21 protein-coding genes are annotated in these 17,689 nt (G+C 55.7%); all 21 read right to left on the reverse strand.

Annotation, left to right across the window (positions count from 1 at the left end):
• Positions 1–7 precede the first annotated feature (7 nt).
• Positions 8–994, reverse strand: coding sequence for a cation diffusion facilitator family transporter (locus AC58P5_RS07555; RefSeq protein WP_497385514.1), 987 nt, complete (start codon positions 992–994; stop codon positions 8–10).
• A 201-nt stretch (positions 995–1,195) separates the two neighbouring features.
• The gene (locus AC58P5_RS07560; RefSeq protein ID WP_497385516.1) at positions 1,196–1,486 is read right to left on the reverse strand and encodes a hypothetical protein; all 291 of its coding nucleotides are present in this window, start codon (positions 1,484–1,486) and stop codon (positions 1,196–1,198) included.
• Between the two features lie 116 nt (positions 1,487–1,602).
• A complete protein-coding gene (locus tag AC58P5_RS07565) occupies positions 1,603–2,502 on the reverse strand; it encodes a carbohydrate ABC transporter permease (protein ID WP_497385517.1) in 900 nt (299 codons plus the stop codon).
• A 13-nt stretch (positions 2,503–2,515) separates the two neighbouring features.
• Positions 2,516–3,385 (reverse strand): carbohydrate ABC transporter permease, encoded by an 870-nt coding sequence (locus AC58P5_RS07570; RefSeq protein ID WP_497385519.1) that lies wholly within the window; start codon positions 3,383–3,385, stop codon positions 2,516–2,518.
• Entirely contained in the window at positions 3,382–4,773 is a 1,392-nt protein-coding gene (locus tag AC58P5_RS07575) for a sugar ABC transporter substrate-binding protein (protein ID WP_497385521.1), read from the reverse strand. Before AC58P5_RS07575 ends, AC58P5_RS07570 begins: the two co-directional genes overlap by 4 nt.
• A complete protein-coding gene (locus AC58P5_RS07580; RefSeq protein ID WP_497385522.1) occupies positions 4,770–5,720 on the reverse strand; it encodes an amidohydrolase family protein in 951 nt (316 codons plus the stop codon). The genes AC58P5_RS07575 and AC58P5_RS07580 overlap by 4 nt, the downstream gene beginning before the upstream one ends.
• 306 nt (positions 5,721–6,026) lie before the next feature.
• Entirely contained in the window at positions 6,027–7,382 is a 1,356-nt protein-coding gene (locus AC58P5_RS07585) for a TrkH family potassium uptake protein (protein ID WP_497385524.1), read from the reverse strand.
• A 291-nt stretch (positions 7,383–7,673) separates the two neighbouring features.
• Positions 7,674–8,669: a zinc-dependent alcohol dehydrogenase family protein gene (locus tag AC58P5_RS07590; protein WP_497385526.1), complete on the reverse strand. Its 996-nt coding sequence runs from the start codon at positions 8,667–8,669 to the stop codon at positions 7,674–7,676.
• Between the two features lie 147 nt (positions 8,670–8,816).
• On the reverse strand, positions 8,817–9,506 hold the full coding sequence (locus AC58P5_RS07595) for a VOC family protein (protein WP_497385528.1): 690 nt from the start codon (positions 9,504–9,506) through the stop codon (positions 8,817–8,819).
• Between the two features lie 84 nt (positions 9,507–9,590).
• Complete coding sequence (locus AC58P5_RS07600) at positions 9,591–10,085, reverse strand: GNAT family N-acetyltransferase (RefSeq protein WP_497385529.1); 495 nt, start codon at positions 10,083–10,085, stop codon at positions 9,591–9,593.
• A gap of 97 nt (positions 10,086–10,182) precedes the next feature.
• Positions 10,183–10,632 (reverse strand): hypothetical protein, encoded by a 450-nt coding sequence (locus AC58P5_RS07605; protein WP_497385530.1) that lies wholly within the window; start codon positions 10,630–10,632, stop codon positions 10,183–10,185.
• 110 nt (positions 10,633–10,742) lie between these two features.
• Positions 10,743–11,153, reverse strand: a complete 411-nt coding sequence (locus AC58P5_RS07610) for a RidA family protein (protein WP_497385531.1) — start codon at positions 11,151–11,153, stop codon at positions 10,743–10,745.
• A 150-nt stretch (positions 11,154–11,303) separates the two neighbouring features.
• The gene (locus tag AC58P5_RS07615; protein WP_497385532.1) at positions 11,304–11,873 is read right to left on the reverse strand and encodes a hypothetical protein; all 570 of its coding nucleotides are present in this window, start codon (positions 11,871–11,873) and stop codon (positions 11,304–11,306) included.
• A 45-nt stretch (positions 11,874–11,918) separates the two neighbouring features.
• The gene (locus AC58P5_RS07620) at positions 11,919–12,602 is read right to left on the reverse strand and encodes a DUF1361 domain-containing protein (protein WP_497385533.1); all 684 of its coding nucleotides are present in this window, start codon (positions 12,600–12,602) and stop codon (positions 11,919–11,921) included.
• A 48-nt stretch (positions 12,603–12,650) separates the two neighbouring features.
• Positions 12,651–13,418 (reverse strand): GNAT family N-acetyltransferase, encoded by a 768-nt coding sequence (locus AC58P5_RS07625; RefSeq protein WP_497386041.1) that lies wholly within the window; start codon positions 13,416–13,418, stop codon positions 12,651–12,653.
• 68 nt (positions 13,419–13,486) lie between these two features.
• Positions 13,487–14,083: a DUF1572 family protein gene (locus AC58P5_RS07630; protein WP_497385534.1), complete on the reverse strand. Its 597-nt coding sequence runs from the start codon at positions 14,081–14,083 to the stop codon at positions 13,487–13,489.
• A gap of 14 nt (positions 14,084–14,097) precedes the next feature.
• On the reverse strand, positions 14,098–14,256 hold the full coding sequence (locus tag AC58P5_RS07635; protein ID WP_218228317.1) for a hypothetical protein: 159 nt from the start codon (positions 14,254–14,256) through the stop codon (positions 14,098–14,100).
• A 65-nt stretch (positions 14,257–14,321) separates the two neighbouring features.
• Positions 14,322–14,846: a GrpB family protein gene (locus AC58P5_RS07640; RefSeq protein ID WP_497385535.1), complete on the reverse strand. Its 525-nt coding sequence runs from the start codon at positions 14,844–14,846 to the stop codon at positions 14,322–14,324.
• Entirely contained in the window at positions 14,843–15,253 is a 411-nt protein-coding gene (locus AC58P5_RS07645) for a GNAT family N-acetyltransferase (RefSeq protein WP_497385537.1), read from the reverse strand. Before AC58P5_RS07645 ends, AC58P5_RS07640 begins: the two co-directional genes overlap by 4 nt.
• Before the next feature lie 177 nt (positions 15,254–15,430).
• Positions 15,431–15,760 carry an Mpo1-like protein gene (locus tag AC58P5_RS07650; RefSeq protein WP_497385538.1) on the reverse strand — a complete coding sequence of 110 codons (330 nt, stop codon included), beginning with the start codon at positions 15,758–15,760 and terminating at the stop codon, positions 15,431–15,433.
• 212 nt (positions 15,761–15,972) lie between these two features.
• Entirely contained in the window at positions 15,973–17,604 is a 1,632-nt protein-coding gene (locus AC58P5_RS07655; RefSeq protein ID WP_497385539.1) for an alkaline phosphatase, read from the reverse strand.
• Positions 17,605–17,689: the final 85 nt, after the last annotated feature.

Consider the following 17,689-nt stretch of genomic DNA (forward strand, 5'->3'; position numbering starts at 1 on the left):
GAAAGCGTTACCGGTTGGCGGCAGGCACCCAGTCCTTCACGCCGTTATCTTCGAGAATCCCCAGCGTAACGTCCGCGATATCGGGGTCTCCCAGCAGCTTGTCGCGAACACGGAATTTGATATCGTCCGCTTCGGCAAGAGTGAGGCCCGGTTTCAGTTCGATCAAGCCCTCCACATGGTAGTACCGGCCTTCCTGAAGAACGCGCAGCTGATAAATATCCGTCACAAACGTTTCGGAAAAAATAATTCCGGACACCTTGTCCTCCACGTCGGGAGGCGCGGATACGCCGATCAGGCCGACCATATTATCGTAGCCGACTCGGAACGCGACGAATATCATCAGTAAGCCGATCAAGATGGTCATCAATCCGTCCAGGGCGCTGAAATTCGTAAGAGAGGTAACCACTACCGCAATGAGGGCCAGCAGAGCACCCGTTGTCGCAACCAAATCTTCGTAGAAGACGAGCCGCGTCGGAGGTGCCGCACGTTTCACATGCTTGAAAGAGGCCTTGACGATTCCAAAACCGGCCGCTTCCGCCCTGGATTCTTTGATGACTTCCTTCATCGCCTTGTACAGCACATAACCGTCAATCACGATCGACAGCACGAGAACCGAAAGATTCAGCCAAAATCCGTGGGATTCGGACGGATGCTGCAGCAGATGCAGCCCTTCTCTGATCGTTTCGTAGGCCATGAAGGTGACGACGAGAACCGCTATCATGCAGAAAATATTGATGACGCGGCCGAAGCCCGTCGGAAAACGGCGGGTCGCCTTTTTCTCCGCAAGTACGCTGCCCGTAAAAACGAACATCTGGTTAATGGCGTCCGCGATGGAGTGCATCGTAGACGCGAACATGGCGCCGCTGCCCGTCAATGAAGCGGCAACCCCCTTTACGATGGCAATAATCGTATTGCCCAGGGCCGCCGTAGCCGAAGACATATTACCTTTCTTGATTAACTCAAACCAATTCGTGCGTTCCGCATCCGGGCTCATAAGAAAATGAATCCTCCTAAGTAAAAAGGTAGTTAGGGTTAGGTTACCACGAAACCTTTCCGCCAAATCATCCTTACGCGGTATGAGTAAGAGCGGTTTCATAATCCAACCGAAAAAATCCCCTTTCGTTTGCGGTGCTTTGGACAAGTCATCCTTGTCGGCAGCCGTGCAAACGGAGGGGATTTCATGTGTCCGGACCGGTCAGCTCCAGACGTTCTGTCTTTCCTTGGACTGGATCGCGCCCGACGGGTCCAGATCCACTTCGCCGTCAGCCGCCGAATCGTCGGCCCGCAGCCCGATCCGCTCGTGGGCGCTGACATCCTCGAATATTTTAAGCGGAATCGTATCGTCGGCGGATTTCCCGCCCGTCGTTACATCTTCAAAAGCGGACTGCCGGATTTCACCGCCCCGGGTATCCGTTAAGCCTTCGGCTCCCGGTCCGGCCTTTGCCGGCGTGTCCGGCTGCTTGTTGTTCTCGGTCTGCCTGTTCACTGCGCATTCCTCCTCGTCATCGTCGCCGCTATCCTCGCGGAAAAGGTTTCCGCCGATAGGTTTCCCGACTGCGGAAAATGCTACTCTCCTGCCCGCCTCGTCCCCCCTTACCCGGCTTATTTGAAGCCGGTCATGGCAATGCCGCGAATAATCTGCTTCTGGAACAGCAGAAACACGGCAAGCAGAGGCAGAATAGAGATCGCGGCGCCCGCCATGATGAGCGTCCAGCTCCCGCTGTCGCCCGACTCGCTCGAGAAGAACGCAAGCCCCACAGGGATCGTCAGATGCTCCGGCGTCTGCGTGACGATGAGCGGCCAGATAAACGCGTTCCAACTGCCCAGAAAGGTTAAAATGCACAGCGTTGCCAGCGCAGGCTTGACCAGCGGAACGACCACGCGGAGCAAGATGCCCCACTCGCCCATCCCGTCGATACGGGCCGCATCGAGCAGATCGCGCGGAACGGATTCCATAAACTGCTTCATGAGAAAGATGCCGAACGCGGAGATGAGGCCCGGAAAAAGAATACCCAGGTACGTATCGACCAGCTCCAGCTTGGCGGCAAGCAGATACCAGGGTATGATCAGCATTTCGGTCGGAACCATCAGCGTGCTTAGTATGCCGACGAAAATGACGGTTTTACCCGGAAACGTAAATTTCGCCAGAATGTATCCGACCACCGTATCGAAAAAGCAGACGGAGACCGTCGTAATGACGGCAACGATCAGACTATTGACGATCCAGGTCGTGTAGAGCGTCTCCGAGAAAAGCGTCCGGATGTTGCCCAAGGTTGCCTCCGGCGGAATCAGGCTCAGCGAAAACACATCCTGCGGCGTTTTCAGCGTGGTCGCGATCATCCACAGGAAAGGAAACATCATCACAATCGCGCCTGCCCCCAGAAGTAAATAGGCGGGAAAGACGGACGGGCGGATACGGCTCCGGGCTATACGCTTGACGGCCTTTTCGCTGCCCCGCCTCCGGAGTCCGGTATGCTCCGCAGCCCAATCATATTTGCTCATGGCCGTTCTCCTTTTAGTATTCGACTTTGCGGTTTAACGTTTTGAGCTGCAGCAGCGACAAGAGAAGAATAAGGAGGAACAAGACGACTGTAGCCGCGGTCGCCTGGCCCATATTGAACTGCTTGAACGCGAGCTCGTAAATATAAACCACCACGGATTTCGTAGAGTTAAGCGGCCCGCCCCCGGACGTCATATTCAAAATCTGGGTGAAAGACTGCAGATAAGAAATACTTGCGATAATGACGGAAAACAGCAGGACCGGGTTCAGCAGAGGAAGCGTGACATGCACGAACCGCTGCCACGCGCCCGCCCCGTCGATGGCGGCCGCTTCCTCGTATTCTTTCGGGATATTTTCCAGACCCGTGAGGAAAATCAGCATTTGAAAGCCGAGGTTCTGCCAGATCATAGCGGCGGTGACGATAAAAATAGCCTGGTCCGGCGAGCCCAGAAGCAGTTGGGACGGCAGGCCCATTTTGAGCAAAAGTCCGTTGACGATGCCGTTCTTCATGAAAATCCAGCGGAACACCCAGCTTACCGCAACGACGCTGGTGACATAAGGCAGAAAGTACACCGTCCGGAAAAAACCTCTGAACCGGATGATTCGTTGAAGAAGCAGGGCTACGACAAGTCCGGCCGCAAGCTGCCCCGGTACCCCGATCAGGACGTAAAGGGCCGTATTTTTAAGCGATATCAGAAACACCGGGTCCTGGTATAGAGCAACGTAATTGGAGAAACCGACGAACGGCTTCTTCTCCGACAGCAGATCCCACTCGCGGAACCCGACCAGAAAGGAATACACGATGGGGACGATCCGGACGCCGATGAAAAACAGCAGCGGAACGAGCAGGCAAGCGTAGACGAAAACGAGCCGCTGCCGCTTCATTTTTTAGCCTGCTTCGCCCAATAGTCGTCATAGAGCTTCTGGGTTTTCGCTACAAGTTCCTCGAAAGCCTTCTCGACGGGAACTTTGTTCAGCACGACGCTGTCCGCGGCCTGCACGAAATAGTCCCGCTCCAGTTTTTCATCCACGAAGAAATGGGCGTTCGCATCACCGAGCTGGCGGATGAACGGACCGATCTTCTCGTCCTTGGCGTACTTATCCTGAAGGGCCACGGCCTTGGACGCCGGCAGCTCGCCGACTTTTTCCACCCACTGCTCCTGCACTTCCTTGCTCGTCAAAAACTTGAGAAATTCGGTTGCCGCCTCAAGCTTTTTCCCTTTGGCGTTTTTGGTGATTCCGTTGGCCCAGAAAGAAGCCTGCGTGGCTTTTCCTTTGTAAGCGGGCAGCGGGGCCACGGCGAAATTCAGATTCGGCGCATCCTTCTTGAGTCCCCCGAGCTGGAACGAGCCGTCGATATTCATCGCCGCATGGCCGCCTTTAAACGCCGTAATATCATCGTTGTAAAAATCTTTCGTTCCGACCTTATGTACGGTGGCAAAATCAAGCAGATACTTGAACGCTTGAAGTCCCGCAGGGGTTTCGTTCCATAAGACACGCTTGCGGTCTTCGCTGATATCCTTGCCGCCGGCCTGATACACGAGCGCATCCCGGTACCAGTGATGCAGCTGGGAGTTCGGCTGCCAGGCCAGGCCCTCGACGACAAACTCGCCTTTGGCATCCTTCTCGGTCAACTTCTTCGAATAGTCCACGAGCTCCTCCCATGTCGCGGGAGGTTTAGCCGGATCCAGACCCGCTTTTGTAAACAAATCCTTGTTGTAGTATAGACCCAATGTCCGGACGGCTGTCGGAATCGCATAGTAGCTGCCGCCGATTTTGGCGGCCTCTACGAACGGGAAAAATTCTTCTTTGATTTTTGAATCCGGGAATGTTTCCTTCGGCAAAGGCTGCAAATAACCCGATGCCGTGTATTTCGGAAGCCAGCCGTAGTACAGGTTGATCACATCCGGTCCCTTGCCGGCAGGAATCAGCGTCGCCACCTTTTCGTTATACTGGTCGTAAGGAAAGTTGGTTTGTTTAACGGTAATGTTCGGGTGCGTCTTTTCGAATTCTTTAATAAGCGAGTTGATGAGATCCACCTTGACCGGATACTGGTACTGCCAGTACTCGATCGTGACTTTCTCGTCCTTGCCCGCGTCCCCGGATTGTTGCCCGGCTGCGTCTTTGGCGCCGTCCCCGGAAGCGGACCTGCTCCCCGAGCAGCCCGCCACCCAAACCGCGCTCAGCGCGGCGGCCAGCGTTAACGCCGTAAGACGGTACATCATGTGCTGCGGCTTCCCTTTCACGCTTTTGTCTGTTTCCCGTTTGCTCATAGGACTTCAACCCCTTTATGTTCTTGAACGCTTGCGGCGGTTTCCGGTATACGGAGCAGCCTTCTCGCGTTATTGCCGAAAATACTCTGTATGTCCGTTTCGCTGAAGCGAAGTTCCCTGCATACGCGGACCTGGTCCTGCAAATAGCGGTAGACGTACCCGCGGGGAAAGCCGCTGGAATCCGACCCGTACACGACGCGTTCGGGACCGATCAGCTCCACGGTTTTGCGGAACAGGGTTTCCAGTGTCAAGTCGTAGGGCGTCCACCGCATCCACTGGTTGGAGCCGGACGTATCGACGAGCACATTCGGGCATCCCCAGCACAGGTGCAGCAGCTCCTGGTAGTACCCCGCTCCGAAGTGCGGAATAAGGATCGGAATGTCCGTGAATTCCCGGGCCACGTTAAATATGGCCAAGGGGTTGATATTCCGGTGCTGCACGATTCCGCCCGTATGACCCAATAACCCGAAATGAATCAGCACAGGCAGCTTGCGCTCCGCCAGAAAGCTCCAAACGGGTCGGAGGGACGGATCGTCCAGCGACGTTTGGATAAGCGGGCCGAACAATTTGTAACCCCCGAGCCCCAGTTCGTCTACGGCCCGCTGCAGCTCTTCCACCGCATCCGGCGCTTCGATGGAATGATGGGCGAAGCCCGTGAATTTACCGGGATATTTGGAAATTTGCTCCTTTAAATCGTCGTTTCCCCTAGCGGTCAGGAAATTCAATCCCCCGATTCCGTACTTGTCGAGCTCATCTGCCCAGCGGTCGATAAACGGCCGCTCCGCACCCGGTCCGGTATCCGGCCCGGACGGAAAATCCCAAGTGAGCCGCATCCGCTCTGCCCGTTTGGCCTGCGCGCCGTCGATCACTTCATCGTGTTTGACAAACTGCTGCGCATAAGGCAGATGCCCGTGAATATCGAAGACTTTGAACCCTTCTTTGAACATTGTCCGTTCCTCCTTCTCCTGCTGCTCCGCTTTACCCCTGGAAAAAGAAAAGGAGACGCGTTTTCTTCTCCATACAGGCTCCCCTAGCATCCCCCGGCCGCCATCCGCCCGTTGGAACCCGGATTCCTTCCCGCCGCGGCAGGGTGCCCGTCAAATAAAAAAGACACTATCCGCGTTAAACGAAATAGTGTCTCCAGTGGTCTGGTCAACAAGGTATTCTTTTATCCAATGGGAATACTAGGAATTATAAAACGCCGCCGAAAAACTGTCAAACTCTTTTTTATATTCCGGCGGAAACGCAGCCCCTTACCCGATTGTAATTTTTCCTTCCGGGTAGCGGTACAGCTCTTTCGTCCCTTTCGGTGTCAGCGCATAGGCAAGCGTCAGCGGGCCCAGCCGGCCGATAAACATCAGGAGCGACATCAGAATCTTGCTGGGTGAAGTAAGCTCCGGTGTCAGCCCCAGAGAAATGCCGGCCGTACCGAAGGCGGACGTGACCTCGAACAGCATTTTGATAAAAGGCCCGTCCTGCAGAACCGACAGAATCATCGTTCCCGTTACGACCAGTATGAGAGCAATCAAGGTCAGCGTCGTCGCTTTATAAATGCGTTCCTCCGGAAGTCTTTTGCGGAAAAACACGATATCCTCCTTGCCCCGGACCATCGTAATGACGGCGCCTATGAGAATCGCGAACGTCGTGATTTTGATCCCTCCGCCCGCAGAACCCGGCGCCGCTCCGATAAACATCAGGATGATAACAAAGAACTGGGTCGCCTGACGGAACGATTCGATATCGATCGTATTCATGCCCGTCGACCGGGTCGTCGCCGACTGGAAGAAGGCGGCGAAGATTTTGCCCGGAAGACTGAGCGGCTGCATCGTCAGCGGATTTGTATATTCGAAGATGAAGACAACGACGGAACCGAGCAGAATCAGCAGTCCCGTTGCCGTAAGCACAACCTTGGAGTGGAGCGTCAGCTGCCGGGTCCGTTTGAAATCGAGCACGTCCGCTATGACGATAAACCCGATGCCCCCCAGAATCATAAGTCCGATGACCACGATATTCACGTAAGGATCGTTCACATACGCCATCAAGCTTCCCTGGGCTCCGGGCAGACTGCTGAACAAATCGAAGCCGGCGTTATTGAAGATCGAGATACTATGAAAAATGCCAAAATAAACAGCTTGTCCGAACGGCATGTCGAAGGCCCAGCGTACCGTCAGGAGAACCGCTCCCGCTAGCTCAATGGCAAGCGCGTAGGTCAGTACCCTGCGGATCAGCCGCACGATGCCCTCTACGGACCCTTGGTTCATCGCTTCCTGCAAAAGCAGCCGCTCCTTGAGGGTTATCCGCTTGCGAAGCACGAGCGCGATCAAGGTGGCCATCGTCATAAATCCGAGTCCGCCCACCTGGACCAGCATAAGGATGACAATCTGGCCGAACAGCGAAAAATGCACCCCTGCGTTCAACACGGAAAGCCCCGTCACACATGCGGCCGAAGTCGCCATAAAAAAAGCGTCCAGGTAAGAGATCGGCTCTCCCGTAGAGGAGGCGGCAGGCAGCGAAAGCAGCACCGCTCCTATTAAAATAATTGCTAGGATTCCGAGCGCCAAAATTTGCGGAGGCGTAAAGCGAATCGGAATCCTTCGTTTTTTAACCATGTTGTTACTCTCCTTCTCACAAACACATTCCCCTCTATCCTACCCAAAAAAGAAAAGGAAAGCCACCTGATCCGGTGAACTTTCCCGAGATGAAGGGACAGGGCCCTTTACGGGCACGCGCCCGTCCTTTTTCTTCCGTCTCATCTGTATTTGCGGCCGGCTTCTATCACTCTGTCGGCACAGGCGCGGTTGCCTGTCTCGCTGAGATGCAGATGGTGAGCTCTCCGGCCATGGCGCCTCCTGGTGAGGATCCCAAACAGCGGCATACAACGGAAGATCCGCACCGGTCCTTCACCTGTGCCCGCCGGTCAGCAAAATCTTACCGGGCACGCCCGACTCGAAAGCCGCCACGGCGGCGTGCACCTCGTCCAGCCCGCAGCTGGCGGCGATCTTCATCAGGCTCAGCCGTCCATCCCGGACAAGCTCCATAATCTCCTCGAAAGTCCCGAGCCAATCCGCGGGGGAAGCACGGCGAATCCAGTGCCGGAGCCAGAACGGCCGGGCGTCCACCCCGTACAGCCGGGACATCTCCGCCCAGTCCACCGGCCCCCCCGACAGCAGCCCGATGCTGAACACGGAACCGCCGGGCCGCACACAGCCGGCGAGAGCCGCTCCGTCCGGGCCGCCTATGCTGTCCACGGCCGCGGTCGCTCCACGGCCGCCTGTCCGTGACAGCACCGCCTCGCGAAGCGGCGCGGTCGTGTCGGCGGTGTCGATGACATGAGCTGCGCCTAGGCTCAGCAGCTCCTCCGTATGAGCTCCGCTGCGGGTAACCGCAATCAGCTCATAATTGAAAACCGCCGCAAGCTGCGCGAACACCCGGCCGATCGCCGAGCCGCAGGCGTTGACGACGAGCGTATCGCCATACCCCAGGCGGAGAGCCCCGCAGACGGCCCAGGCGGTCACGGGGTTGATATAAAGCTGGGCGGCCGTCTCGTCGGGAATGTCCGGCGGAACCGGGATCGCCAGCCCGGCGGGCGCGAGGACCGATTCCTGCCAAGTCCCTTCGCCGCGCAGCGGGAGAACGCGTCTGCCGAGCAGCTCCGCCCGCACGGACGGGCCGGTCTCCTCGACGATGCCCACGCCTTCGTAACCGGGCACCGCAGGGAGCGCGATCCGGTGGGCGTAGGCTCCGCGCACGGGAATCAGGTCCGACGGGTTGATGGGCCGGGCCAGCATCCGCACCCGGATCTCGCCCGGTCCCGGCGGCACGACGGGGGTCCGGCGGATCTCCAGCACTTCGGCCGGAGGGCCGAACCGGCCGTAATAGACGCTTTTGTTAAGCACGCTGTTCTCTCCTATGATGTCTATTTGCCGAAGCCGTTCCAGGGGCGGCGTACGGTGGGCGGACCTGCGGCAAAAGTGCGGATGGGCCTCCTGCCGTGTGCAGCGCTTGGGCCGCGTACCGCTCATCCGCCGACTGCCGCGTCCTGTTTACGGCTTTTCCGGCCCGCTCTCCCCGGACACTCCGAATGAGATTCCTTCCTCCGCGTCCAGACGCACCGAACATCCATCCGTCCTAACGGCGAGCGTGTGGGGATAAGAGCTTCTTTCACCCGCGAACCAGACCCGGCCTTTTTTCACCACGATAAAAAGCCCGTTCTCGTCGCCGACCGGCGCGAACGTTTCACTCGGAGTCTTCCAGGCATCCAGCCCCGCCTCCTGCTTCAACGCCCGCAAAGCGGCGGAAACATCGTCTACCGGCACTCCGATTTCGCTGACGCAGAGAAAATCTTCCTCACTGAACGGTTTCTGCGATGCATTCTTAAGATTATGACGGGCGATCAGCTCGACAATATTGCCGGCCGGGTCTTTAAAATAAAAGGCGTGGGCGTTCCAGTTCTCGAAATGAACGATAGGGGTGCCCTCCTGGCTCAGCAGTTCAACCCTGTCCCGGAGCCAATCGGCCGCTTCTTCAACCTTGTTCTCCGGGATGTTGAAAGCGAAATGATAGAAGCTATCGTCATTCTGAGCTGCGCGGACGAACGTCACGTACGTGTCCCCGGCCCGGAAGGAAAAGGAGGTGCTTTTCTCTGCGGTGACAGGCAGCCCCAGCCGCTCCCCGTAAAATTGTTTTAATTCGTTTACATTCGAAGCGTGAAGAGTAAGTTCCAAAATTTTCATGATGTCAGCTCCTTAAGATGACTAATAGAGGGAATGGACTGATTCGCTAGTCACGAGTGATTCTCAGGCCGCTGCCGCCTGCTCCTATACCGCTTCACGCCTGCGGTCGCCGAGCACGACGGACGTTTCGATCTGACGGTCCGGTATGGTCCAATAGGTGCGCAGCAGCCGCTCCTTCTCTTCCTCGGGGACGAGAGCGAAGCCGTTTTTGAGATAAAAGGCGATCGCCCAGGAAGCGTCCGCCCACGTACCGATCAGGAACGGCTTCTCCGTCAGGTCCGTCAAATAAGCCAGCAGCCGGCTGCCGATGCCGCCCTTGCGCTGGTCTGTTCTCACATAGGCGTGCCGGATGAGGAAAACGTCGCCTTTGTCCTGGATGCCCATCACCCCGATCAGCCCCCCGCCGTCCTCATACCCCCAGAACACGACCCCGCTGCGGATTTCGCTCTGCAGTTCCTCCATCGTCATGTAAGGCTCGTGAAACCGGTCGGCCGGTATAATACCTTTGTAGGCCACGGCGGCGTCGTTAATAATGTCGTAAATCTCACGGATATCTTGTTCGGTACAAATTCGGATCATAAATGAATGCCTCCCGTGAAAATTTCTCCGGTCGCTAATCGGCTGTTCTCATGAAAAAACACATCTGCAACTTCCAAGCTATTTGATACTGTTACGTTTACGGGACGTCCTTATCGGCTGTCCGCCGGTTCAGCTTTTTGTCCGCAGCTTCATGCCACAAGGCGCTGATTCCAATCGCTGTAGCGGCAAAAAGCGGATAAAAGGGCATTAAAAACAGGGCCATCATGTAAATGACATAGAAATTATCCTCGCCCGGAAGCACAAGCGCCAGACCGTGACTGGTCAATAGCCAGTAAGGAAACCACAGTACCGCCGCCCAGAATGCAAGCGCCCGCCCTTTCATCCACTTCTTGGTCATCCACATACATAACAAAGTGAGCAAACCGGCCAAAAGGAACGTTACCCCGACAACCATCTTCACCGAAATCGAATAGGACAGACCGAGCGATTTGATCACGTTCATTCCGTAGAGCAAACCGTGCCCGAATACGAGACAGACGCACGCATATCCCGCACTGATTCCGTTCAATTTGAGAAAAGCGTTCACGCCCGTTCATCCCTTTTGCCTCACAGCCCATATTTTCCTGATTATACCACAGGGATCTATCCGCTCTGCAACTAAAAAAGGCCCCCCTCTAAAAGGAGGCCCGAGGGCGGTCAATCACCGAACCCGGAAGAAGTTTCCTTCACAATGGCCTGAACTTCGATCTCCACCAGCAGCTCGGGATCAATCAAGGCCCGGACCTCCACCATCGTGGATGCCGGACGAATGTCCTTGAAAAATTCCCCGTGAGCTTTGCCGATCTCTTCCCACCGGCCGATATCGGTCACGAACATGCGCGTCCTTACGACGTCAGCAAGTTTGGCCCCCGCCCGGTTAAGCGCGTCCTCGATAATGCCCAACGCGCATTTCGTCTGGGCGTAAGCGTCTCCTGCGCCTACAACTTCTCCATCTTTCATGGCGGTCGTTCCCGCTACTTCGACGATATTGCCGACCCGTACCGCTCTGCTGTATCCGACAACAGGCTCCCACGGCGAACCGGATGAGATATTCTTTCTTTTGGTCATGATTTTCTCTCTTCCTCTCCGATAAATCTGCTTGCCGTGCTTTTGTTCTTCAGGCCGCTGCGGCCGCTTATCTCCAGACCGGCTTTCTTCCTATTTGCGGTCGTGAAAAATCCATGGTAACGGCGCCTCATCCTTTCGCAAGACCCGCGTTTAACGCTTGGCAAAAACAGCCGCTCCGCCCGATCCGAGCACCATAAATGCCTCTCCCGACGGAGAAAATCCGCCCTTCAGCCAGCCGTCGAGCCGCGGAATCTCCAGCATAACGGCCCCGGCCAAATACCGGTACTCCCTTGTGAAAACATTCTCCAGGATCACGGAAGCTCTCGGCCACCACGGATAAATGACCTCCAGCCGCCAGCCGTCGGCGTTCATCTGAATGCCGTCTCCCCCGTCAAGTCCGAAGACGCCGATTACTTCCCCCGTCTCCGGTACGGTGAATCTTAACCCGCCGCCGGTGAGATGCCGCTCGGTCTCCTCCTCATCGCGTTGCCTGACAAGCCGCTGCCCGGTAAAGGCATCCGTGATGCTGTAGCCGCTGCCGATCAGGACGATCCGGCCTTCGCCGTCCCAGCCGCCAGCCGTTACTCCCGCCGCCGCAATAACCGTCTGCAGACGCCAGGGCGGCGGCGGTTCCCCTGGAATAAGCCGCCTGGCCTGACGGAGCAGATCCCGTTCGAAGTCCGTCCTTGGATCGGCCGGATCTTTTTTGGATAAAAGCATGGACATTCTCCTCTCCGCTCTGTAGTAACTGCCCGCGGGAACTTCTCATGCACGCTTTCCTGACTGGCCCGCCAGATGAATAACAAAATAAAACGAAAGATAAACCATTCCGATCATAAGACCGAACAACAGGCAGAAAAGCAGCGCCGGCGCATGAAGGCTCTCCAGGACGATCTGTTTGATGAGCCGGGCATCCGTCAGCACGTCCCAGCTGTTAAGCCGGTGCACTCTGCCCAGCAGTACGCCGTAGCCGCCCAGCAGCGCTGCCGCCGCCACAAAGCCCCAGCCAAACAAGGAGCCAGCGGCAAGCCGGATAAGTGAATGGAAATGATACAGGGAATACACGCAGAGCAGCAGACCGTTCCACGCAAATAAGACGAGAACGAGCAGATCGTACCAGTACCGGAACGTAACCGTTCCTTGACCGGCATACAGCCCTTTCATCGCGGTTAAATGAACCAGGTCCGTCACGATATAAGGGGCGTTCGGATAAAACAGAAGCCAGCAAGCCCCCAGAAGGACGATGATTGCGGCTCTCATCCGCCTTTGTACCCGGTGCCCCGCCTCATAAGCGATAAACGAGAAAACGAACGGAACCCAGGCCAGAAATAAATTCCAGGTCAAAAAATCGTAATACGTCTTGTTCCGGAAAACGGAATAGACCAGCAGCGTAAGTGCCGACAGAGCCGCCATAAACGCGGCCGATTTCCACGCAGATAGGTTTACCATTCGTTCTCCTTCTTCCGCGGGGACAACGGCCGCACTGTCTTCCTCCGCCTAATCCTGCAGGGAGAAAACCTCATAAGATCCGGCGTAGATCAGACCCAGTTTCTCCGCAAGCCCCTTGGATTTCAAATTTGCCGCATCCCAGCTCGGATACAGATTGTGCTCCAGGCAGTGCAGCAGGAAAGCCGCCGCAACCCGGGTCGCCAGACCGAACTTCCGGTAGTCCGGGTGTGTCATAATGCCGATTTCCACGCCCGTACGACTCACCATCGCGGACGTGCAGGCGGCCGCGACTTCGCCTTGCGCGCGGATGCAATAGCCGAACCCGGTCTCCATAAATTGTTCGGCCGTGTCGTAATTCATGAAGTGATAGTGTTGGAGCGGGTCGCGGATCATGTCCCGGGCCAGCTCCAGCGTAATCTTTTCCACCTTGTAATCCGGATGCTCCGCCAGTTCCTTCAAATGGCCGCACTGCAGCGCCTCAGGGGAAAACATGTACCGCTCGTCGCGGATCAGCTTGCCGCCGTGGATGGTTCCGGCCCGTTCCGTCCAGCCGGGGGACGAAGGCATAATGAAGCAGTGGGCGGGAAACTCCTCCAGCCATTGCTTTGCGGAAGGACACTCGGAATCACCGGCGAAATAGGCGAAACTCCCCTGGTTGATCTGCACGCTCGAAGGCTCCGTCAAGGAATCGACGAAGATCCGAATCTCTCCGCCCGCCTGGCCTTCCAGTACGCTGTCTATACAGACGTCCACCCGGCGGACCTCTTCAAACAATTTTGTCAGATGCGGCCTGATGCCGGCGTTTACTTTTGTCATCGTGTACACGGCCTTGAATGTCTCCCGTCTGTGTCCGTCGTGATGCCGCTCCGGTTTCCGGAGCCGTTTTATTGCATGCTGTCCGTGTTGGCGGACAATTTTTTCATTTCTTCATCGGTAAAATTTCGGACGGATTTCTCTTTGCCGAATTTTTCGCTGTTGAATTGCGCGGATTTGTTTCTCGGAATGGACAGGCTGTTCCATTCTTCTTTTTTGAGCAGTTTGGCCGCATAGACGATCTGCCCGACGTGGTAAGGATAATGGGCCAGCTGCCGGTTAATGGCTTCGATCACGGTATGGCCTTCGTTGCGGATATAAATGATCTGCTCCAGCTGATCCGGACTCAAGGAATCCAGCGCATGGAATAAGCAGTTCCATCCTTCGTTCCACTTGCCCAGAAGCTGCTCTTTGTCCGAAAGGCTGTGCCCGAATTCGGCGTCGCGGTCGCGCCAGTCTTTTTCCCCGTCCGTCGTAAGAAAGTCGGTCCAGCGGGAAAGCATATTCCCGCCCAGATGAGCCACTATCGCCGCAATGCTGTTCGTGTCTTCGTTGTAAGCCGTAAACAACTGCTCCGGCTCCAGCTGGTCCATCGCTTTCTCTCCCAGTGTTTTGTAGTAGAGAAATTGTTTGCGGACACTTTCCAGGTAAGTCTGATTCGCACTCATTTCGGTCACCCCGGTTATTTATTTTTTTTCGACGCGGCCCAGAAAGCCAGCACGACCAGCGGAATCGCGATGATCCACGGAATCGTAACCGTCCCTCCGGCAAGCAAAGCGAAAACCATAAGAACCACTATACCCAAAATAATATACAGGCAACCTCTGCCGAATGTCTCCATCGTATCGCCGGCCTCCCTGGTCTCCCTCTGCCGGTTCCTTGGATGCTGCTGACGCCCCTGCTGTTTTAATCCTTATAGAGGGTCTTGTTTAAAATGTCCCGGACAAAACCGGTTTTCCTCTCACAATAAGTATCTCTATCATAGCGGAATTCGGCCGCCAAATCTTCCTTAAGCCGCTGATACCGCTCCCGTGCCGCAGGATGGGCACGCAAATAATCGCGAAAAGCGATATGCTCCAGATATCCGCGCCCGTCCTTGGGACATACGTAGAGATGATAAGCCATAAAGCTGTCCTCGTACGTCCGTTTGAACGCTTCACGGCCCTCTACGCCGAGATTGCCTTCATGCCGGAAGCCAGCTTTCCCTAGACGCTCCGCAATGGCGGGAAACACTTCATAGCTGTCCATCACGACATCAATGTCTATGACCGGTTTGGCTCCCAAGCCTACTACCGACGTACTCCCGACATGTTCGATGGCGAGAACGAGATCGCCGATATGCGTCTCAAGTTCGGTCCTGATGCTCTCGAAAGCGGTTTTCCACGCCGGATCATAAGAAACTATCCGGACTTCTTTCGTTTTATTCATCACTGGGACAGTCCCTCCTTCCGGTATTTCATCCCGCTGGCAAACACCTCGAAACCGAACTTTTCATAATAACCGATTTCCCGGTCCGAGCAAAAAAGCTCCATATGTAATTGACGGGTGATGCACCGCTGCATAAGCCGCTTCATCAGCTCGCTTCCGATTCCCTTCTTCTGATAGTCCGGATGGACGACGAGGCCGCATATAAACGCGTTCATCACGCCGTCCGATACGACTCTGCCCGTGCCGATCAGGCGGCTTCCATCATAAGCGCTCGCCACATACCAGCTTCCCCGCATCGTATCATGGAGCTGACTTGCGGACAGCTTAAGGAATTCGTTCCAGCCGAATTGCTCATACAGGTCATAAACGGCTTCACCCGCAGGAAGTTCGTCCGAATACATCATGTTCATGATTTCACTCCTTAATCGGCCGCCCGATATCCTATGCCGTTGATCCGATAATGCCGGTCGCCCGCTCCGTTCACGGTACAAAGCCTTCCGCCGTTCTTGCCGAGCAGAGTAGCCCAGCGGAAGGAGGAAAACCAGCGCCATTCCGACGTATCTTCCCTGCGGAGGCATCGTCCGTTCTCATTCGGGCTCTCTCACCCACGCGTCGACAAGATCGGTCCGGGTCACCACTTCCGCCGTCCTCAGAAAAAACCAGAGAAACCCCGCGTAAAAACCGACGAACGGATAGCGGAATGACGCCGGCTTGTTGCCTTCGAAATAAAAGTGTCCGGTCCAGGCTAACGCATAATGAAGGACGGCAAGCGCCAAGGTAAGGCGGATGTCGAACCACAGAAAGATCCAGGCCATAAATGCCGCCAGGAACGCGAAATAATGCAGCGTCCGGTTCACCGGATTCCGGTGTTCCTCCAAATAACCCTTCATATCCCGTCTAATGCGCCCCATGCTCATCCCGCGACTGTCCTCCCGTTCCGGCTATTCTCCGCTGCTGCTTCTGCACCTGTCTTTCTACTTTATCATTTAACGGTCCCGTTAGGATATATTTTCCTTCCCCGCCTGTCCGTCACACGAATAACGGCAAAAAGAAAAATCCGCAGCGAGTGCGGATTTCAATTAAAGAGTTACTGGACAAGATGGGTCCTAAAAGATTTCTGTAAAGCCGTTTATTGAATCAAAGCCGCCGCGTCCTTGGACACCCAGACTTTATTTTTGATCAGCAGGGTTGGCGTGCTAAGCTTGATCGTCTTGCCGTCCGTCAAAGCGATGTTCTTGTCTACCGGGAGCTTGATCGTCTTCGTTCCTTTGGTCACCACGACGACCGGGTTTTCTTTATCCGATTTGTCCAAGCTGACTTTGGCGCCCTTGGCTTCCAGGTCACTCGCCGGAACGAAAAGGGTGTTTTCCAGTGCGGGCAGGTCCAGTCCCAGGATCAGCTGGAGGTATTTTCCGACATCCGTGTTCTCAACCACGCCGCTTCTGGCGTAATCCGTAGGCAGGAAATCGTTCGGGTGATAAGCGAAAAGTCCGACCTCTTCCGAGGTATGATCTCCCGTGGAGAAGGAAACGCCTGCCCGCTCTCCCAATATGCCGCCGATAACCGGGGACAGATTGTCTTCGAGCCCTTTCTTGACGGCTTCCTCTTCTTCCTTCGTCAAATCGGAGAGCCCGTATTCTTCCTCCAGCATTTTCTTGTAGTTGGATTCGTTAATTCTGCCTTCCAGCCCGTAGCTCGTATGTTTGGCCTTCGTAAAGATAGGTTGCAAATCCTTCATCGTGTCGTAGTTGGTCATATTAACTCCGCCCGTGGCATGGTCGGATACGGAGATAACCGCGGTGTTTCCGTCTTTTTTGGCAAAATCGATCGCCGCTTTCAGGGCACGGTCGAAGGCCTGCGTCTCGGTAACGATGCCTACCGGATCGTTGTCGTGTCCGAACCAGTCGATCTGGCTCGCTTCTACCATCAGGAAAAAGCCGTTCTCGTTCGAAGAAAGCTTATTGGCCGCGATCGTCGTCATTTCAGCCAGGGTAGGCTGCTTCTGCGGGTCCAGGTCAAGATCGGCGTCCAGCGCCCCTTCGTTAAAAAGGCCCCAGATCTTGTTCGTCTGCGAACTGAGCAGATCGATCCGGCTCGTCGCATATTCGTAGCCGTTTGCTTTCAGCACTTTGGTGAGATCTTCCCCGTCCTTGCGGTTGATTTCTTTATCTCCCGGCACGAGATAGCCCGATCCGCCCCCCAGCACGAGATCCACGCCGCTGTACACCATCTGCTCCGCGATGGAATGGGCGTTGTCCCGGCTTTCGGCATGGCTGGCGAATACTGCCGGTGTAGCGTCCGTGAGCTCGCAGGTGAAGACGAGCCCCGTCCCTTTGCCCTTCAGGCGGGCCGCTTCCAGAAGAGTCGGCAGAGGTTTGGCCGCTTCTTGTTCGCCGGGCTTGTCGATGAAAGGCATTGTGACCTTATCCGGCGAGATCGATACCGTCTCGCTCTTCACTTTATGACCGGTTGCGTAAGCGGAAGCCCCCGCAGCCGAATCCGTCGTTAGCGAATCCGACGCGTACGTCCGGACGAGCCCTTTGAAATAAGCGTCCATCTCCAAAGGTTTGCCGCCTTGCACCCATCTCGTCAAATTCACGTCCGACAAGCTCATGCCGTCCGTAATAAACAAAATCACGTTTTTGACTTCTTTCTTCTCCGCCGGCAAAGTACGGCCTGATTGCGCATGTCCCGTACCGGCCCCCAGACTGCCGCACACCAGAGCCGAAGTCAACAGCATACCGAGCATCTTTTTAGCCATTTTTTACCTCCTGAACCGTTATGTAGAAATATCACTCCTTCATTATAAGCGAATATTGTTCCGTTTTCTGCACATATCTTCCAGT

This window comes from Paenibacillus sp. JT31N7 (assembly GCF_059692095.1).

Coding starts and splice junctions, on each gene's coding strand:
- AC58P5_RS07555 (WP_497385514.1), bottom strand. CDS start 994: ATGAGCCCGGATGCGGAACGCACGAATTGGTTTGAGTTAATCAAGAAA.
- AC58P5_RS07565 (WP_497385517.1), bottom strand. CDS start 2,502: ATGAGCAAATATGATTGGGCTGCGGAGCATACCGGACTCCGGAGGCGG.
- AC58P5_RS07610 (WP_497385531.1), bottom strand. CDS start 11,153: ATGACCAAAAGAAAGAATATCTCATCCGGTTCGCCGTGGGAGCCTGTT.
- AC58P5_RS07630 (WP_497385534.1), bottom strand. CDS start 14,083: ATGAGTGCGAATCAGACTTACCTGGAAAGTGTCCGCAAACAATTTCTC.
- AC58P5_RS07615 (WP_497385532.1), bottom strand. CDS start 11,873: ATGCTTTTATCCAAAAAAGATCCGGCCGATCCAAGGACGGACTTCGAA.
- AC58P5_RS07625 (WP_497386041.1), bottom strand. CDS start 13,418: ATGACAAAAGTAAACGCCGGCATCAGGCCGCATCTGACAAAATTGTTT.
- AC58P5_RS07595 (WP_497385528.1), bottom strand. CDS start 9,506: ATGAAAATTTTGGAACTTACTCTTCACGCTTCGAATGTAAACGAATTA.
- AC58P5_RS07580 (WP_497385522.1), bottom strand. CDS start 5,720: ATGTTCAAAGAAGGGTTCAAAGTCTTCGATATTCACGGGCATCTGCCT.
- AC58P5_RS07655 (WP_497385539.1), bottom strand. CDS start 17,604: ATGGCTAAAAAGATGCTCGGTATGCTGTTGACTTCGGCTCTGGTGTGC.
- AC58P5_RS07570 (WP_497385519.1), bottom strand. CDS start 3,385: ATGAAGCGGCAGCGGCTCGTTTTCGTCTACGCTTGCCTGCTCGTTCCG.
- AC58P5_RS07600 (WP_497385529.1), bottom strand. CDS start 10,085: ATGATCCGAATTTGTACCGAACAAGATATCCGTGAGATTTACGACATT.
- AC58P5_RS07650 (WP_497385538.1), bottom strand. CDS start 15,760: ATGAGCATGGGGCGCATTAGACGGGATATGAAGGGTTATTTGGAGGAA.
- AC58P5_RS07635 (WP_218228317.1), bottom strand. CDS start 14,256: ATGGAGACATTCGGCAGAGGTTGCCTGTATATTATTTTGGGTATAGTG.
- AC58P5_RS07585 (WP_497385524.1), bottom strand. CDS start 7,382: ATGGTTAAAAAACGAAGGATTCCGATTCGCTTTACGCCTCCGCAAATT.
- AC58P5_RS07575 (WP_497385521.1), bottom strand. CDS start 4,773: ATGAGCAAACGGGAAACAGACAAAAGCGTGAAAGGGAAGCCGCAGCAC.
- AC58P5_RS07620 (WP_497385533.1), bottom strand. CDS start 12,602: ATGGTAAACCTATCTGCGTGGAAATCGGCCGCGTTTATGGCGGCTCTG.
- AC58P5_RS07645 (WP_497385537.1), bottom strand. CDS start 15,253: ATGAACATGATGTATTCGGACGAACTTCCTGCGGGTGAAGCCGTTTAT.